General features: G+C 53.2%; 3 protein-coding genes and 1 pseudogene. All 4 read left to right on the top strand.

Translation table 11 applies throughout. The features are described from left to right. Positions 1–73 precede the first annotated feature (73 nt). A pseudogene (locus DEO48_RS26305) lies at positions 74–1,036 on the top strand (amino acid ABC transporter substrate-binding protein); the annotation flags it as partial. A 67-nt stretch (positions 1,037–1,103) separates the two neighbouring features. Further along, positions 1,104–2,285 (top strand): amino acid ABC transporter permease, encoded by a 1,182-nt coding sequence (locus DEO48_RS26300; RefSeq protein WP_032639774.1) that lies wholly within the window; start codon positions 1,104–1,106, stop codon positions 2,283–2,285. A 9-nt stretch (positions 2,286–2,294) separates the two neighbouring features. After that, complete coding sequence (locus DEO48_RS26295; protein ID WP_023309439.1) at positions 2,295–3,398, top strand: amino acid ABC transporter permease; 1,104 nt, start codon at positions 2,295–2,297, stop codon at positions 3,396–3,398. 7 nt (positions 3,399–3,405) lie between these two features. Then, positions 3,406–4,164: an amino acid ABC transporter ATP-binding protein gene (locus tag DEO48_RS26290; protein ID WP_023309440.1), complete on the top strand. Its 759-nt coding sequence runs from the start codon at positions 3,406–3,408 to the stop codon at positions 4,162–4,164. Positions 4,165–4,272 lie beyond the last annotated feature (108 nt).

Genomic DNA, 4,272 nt, shown 5'->3' with positions numbered 1-4,272 from the left:
CGCGATCGAACACGATGCGAAATCATGATCGACTACGGTGCGAACTGGCGATCGATCACCGTGCGAATATGCAGCCCATGCGGGAACGACACTGGATGCCGTTAAAAAGAAAGGTTTTGTTCAATGTGGTATCAGTGACGGTTTGCCTGGCTTCTCTTATGCCGATGCGAACGGCAAATTTACCGGTATTGATGTGGATGTCTGCCGTGGCGTGGCAGCCGCCGTTTTTGGCGATGACAGCAAAGTAAAATATACCCCGCTGACGGCGAAAGAACGCTTTACGGCGCTGCAGTCCGGCGAGGTCGACATGCTTTCCCGTAACACCACCTGGACCTCCTCCCGCGATGCAGGCATGGGGATGTCATTTACGGGCGTGACCTATTATGACGGCATCGGCTTCCTGACCCACAATAAAGCCGGCCTGAAAAGCGCTAAGGAACTGGATGGCGCCACCGTTTGTATCCAGGCGGGCACCGATACCGAGCTGAACGTCGCGGATTATTTCAAAGCAAACAACATGAAATACACCCCGGTGACATTCGACCGCTCGGATGAATCGGCCAAAGCGCTGGAATCCGGTCGTTGCGACACGCTGGCCTCTGACCAGTCACAGCTTTATGCCTTACGCATTAAGCTGAGCAACCCGGCAGAGTGGATTGTCCTGCCTGAAGTCATTTCCAAAGAGCCTCTCGGCCCCGTCGTTCGTCGTGGCGATGAAGACTGGTTCTCCATTGTTCGCTGGACGCTGTTTGCCATGCTGAACGCAGAAGAGATGGGCATCAACTCTAAAAACGTTGATGAGAAAGCCGCTAAGCCATCCAACCCTGATATGGCGCACCTGCTCGGTAAAGAAGGTGATTTCGGCAAGGATCTGAAGCTGGATAACAAGTGGGCTTACAACATCATCAAACAGGTGGGCAACTACTCTGAGATCTTTGAGCGCAACGTGGGATCGGAAAGCCCGCTGAAGATCAAACGCGGCCAGAACAATCTCTGGAACAACGGCGGTATTCAGTACGCACCACCAGTACGTTAAGTCATAGCTGTAACGGGCACTGCTCCGGCAGTGCCCACTCCAGAGTCATGGTTACTGAGGTTTCTTTATGTCCCATCGCCGCTCAGCCGTAAAAGGATCGCTATCCTTTTCTCATCCCGCGGTCCGCGCCTGGCTATTCCAGATTATTGCTATTGTTGCGGTTGTTCTCATCGCCGTGTATCTCATCCATAACACCATCACCAACCTGAATAACCGCGGCATTACCTCCGGTTTCGCGTTTTTAGACCGCAGCGCGGGGTTTGGCATTGTTCAGCACCTTATTGATTACCAGGAAGGTGACACGTACGGACGCGTATTCGTGGTCGGTTTACTGAATACGCTGTTGGTATCGGCGCTTTGTATCGTCTTCGCGTCGATACTGGGCTTCTTTATTGGCCTGGCGCGTCTTTCTGAAAACTGGCTCCTGCGGAAACTGTCGACCGTTTATATCGAGACGTTCCGCAATATCCCCCCGCTCCTGCAGATCTTCTTCTGGTATTTCGCCGTACTGCGTAACCTTCCCGGTCCCCGCCAGGCCGTCGACGCGTTTGAGCTGTTTTTCCTGAGTAACCGTGGGTTATCCATCCCTTCTCCTCAGCCGGGTGAAGGACTGTACGCTTTTATCGGCGCGATTGTGATAGCGCTTGCGCTCTCTGCGGGGGTCTTCCGTTTTAACCGCAAGCATCAGATCAAAACCGGTCAGCTTCGTAGAACCTGGCCCACGGCAGTTGTCCTGATCGTTAGCCTGCCGCTAATTGCGCACTGGCTGTTTGGGGCCGCTTTGCACTGGGATATTCCACATCTGCGGGGCTTTAACTTTCAGGGCGGGATGGTATTAATTCCCGAGCTGGCGGCCCTGACGCTGGCGCTGTCGATTTATACGTCTGCGTTTATCGCAGAAATTATCCGTGCAGGGATCCAGGCCGTACCTTATGGACAGCACGAGGCGGCACGCTCGCTGGGACTACCCCATACCGTGACGCTTCGCCAGGTCATTATTCCGCAGGCTTTACGGGTCATCATTCCCCCTCTGACCAGCCAGTATCTCAATATTGTCAAAAACTCGTCGCTGGCCGCTGCGATTGGTTATCCGGATATGGTGTCACTCTTCGCCGGAACCGTGCTTAACCAGACCGGACAAGCCATCGAAACCATCGCCATCACGATGTCTGTCTATCTGATCATCAGCCTGGTGATTTCACTACTGATGAACCTTTATAACCGCCGTATAGCACTGGTCGAGCGCTAAGGATCTATGATGACAAAAGCGATACTGTCGCACTCCTCGCGCCCTGCCAACTCGACAGGTGGACGTTTCATTCTCTGGGCGCGTAAGAATCTGTTCTCCAGCTGGAGTAACAGCCTGCTGACGATTGTCTGCCTGTGGCTCATGTGGGAGTTGATTCCTCCCCTGCTGAACTGGGCGTTTTTACAGGCCAACTGGGTCGGTTCAACCCGGGCAGACTGTACAAAAGCCGGCGCCTGCTGGGTGTTTATCCATGAACGCTTCGGTCAGTTCATGTATGGGTTGTATCCGCATGAACAGCGCTGGCGGATTAATCTGGCGCTGGTTATCGGTCTGCTCTCTGTCGCAGTCATGTTCTGGAAAAAGCTGCCTCACCGTGGACGCTATATTGCCGTCTGGGCGGTGGTTTATCCGATTATTGTCTGGGTGCTGCTGTATGGCGGTTTTCTGGGGCTGGAACGCGTTGAAACACGCCAGTGGGGCGGGCTGACGCTGACGTTGATTATCGCATCAGTGGGGATAGCCGGTGCTCTGCCGTGGGGGATTCTACTTGCTCTGGGGCGACGTTCAAAAATGCCGATCGTCCGCGTGCTCTCCGTTATCTTCATTGAGTTCTGGCGCGGCGTACCGCTTATCACCGTGTTGTTTATGTCGTCGGTCATGCTGCCGCTGTTTATGGCAGAGGGAACAACCATCGACAAGCTGATCCGTGCCCTGGTGGGGGTGATTCTCTTCCAGTCCGCCTATGTCGCTGAAGTTGTGCGAGGTGGTTTGCAGGCGTTGCCTAAAGGCCAGTACGAAGCGGCGGAATCACTGGCTCTCGGTTACTGGAAAACGCAGGGACTGGTCATTCTTCCACAAGCACTCAAGCTGGTCATTCCGGGTCTGGTCAACACGATCATTGCCCTCTTCAAGGATACCAGCCTGGTGATCATTATCGGATTGTTCGATCTCTTTAGCAGCGTGCAACAGGCAACCGTTGACCCTGTCTGGCTGGGTATGTCCACCGAAGGATATGTCTTTGCTGCCCTGATCTACTGGATCTTTTGTTTTAGCATGTCGCGCTACAGCCAGCATCTGGAAAAGCGCTTTAACACCGGGCGTACACCGCACTGAGGAAATTATGAGCCAAATAACTATGACACCCGCCGACGCGATGATTACGCTGGAAAATGTGAATAAATGGTACGGACAATTTCATGTCCTGAGGGACATTAATCTTAAGGTAAAGCAGGGAGAACGCATCGTCCTTTGCGGCCCTTCGGGCTCCGGAAAATCCACAACCATTCGCTGTATTAATCATCTTGAAGAACATCAGCAAGGACGCATTGTGGTTGATGGTATCGAGCTGAATGAAGATATCCGCAATATCGAACGCGTACGTCAGGAAGTAGGAATGGTATTTCAACACTTTAATCTGTTTCCGCACCTGACCGTTCTGCAGAACTGTACGCTTGCGCCGATTTGGGTACGAAAGATGCCGAAAAAGGAAGCGGAGGCATTGGCAATGCACTACCTGGAGCGTGTACGTATCGCAGAGCATGCCAATAAATTCCCTGGCCAGATATCGGGTGGCCAACAGCAGCGTGTGGCTATCGCCCGTTCGCTGTGTATGAAACCGAAAATTATGCTGTTTGATGAACCAACATCTGCCCTCGATCCGGAAATGGTGAAAGAGGTTCTGGACACCATGATTGGGCTGGCTCAATCCGGCATGACCATGCTGTGTGTGACGCATGAGATGGGGTTTGCGCGAACCGTGGCCGACCGGGTGATCTTTATGGACCGCGGTGAGATTGTTGAACAGGCGCCGCCGGATGAGTTCTTTGCGCATCCGAAGTCAGAACGTACGCGAGCATTCCTGTCGCAGGTGATTCATTAATCTGCTGTTTTTGCCCGGTGGCGCTGCGCTTACCGGGCCTACCGTTTTCACGAGAATCATAACGCAAAAAGGCCATCCTTTCGGATGGCCTCTTCACTTGTTTGATGT

The sequence above is a fragment of the Enterobacter sp. CGMCC 5087 genome (assembly GCF_003144775.1).
Classification (GTDB): Bacteria; Pseudomonadota; Gammaproteobacteria; order Enterobacterales; family Enterobacteriaceae; genus Enterobacter; species Enterobacter cloacae_M.
Note: the sequence above shows the minus strand (reverse complement) of the source record. Positions and strands in the feature narration are given on the sequence as shown.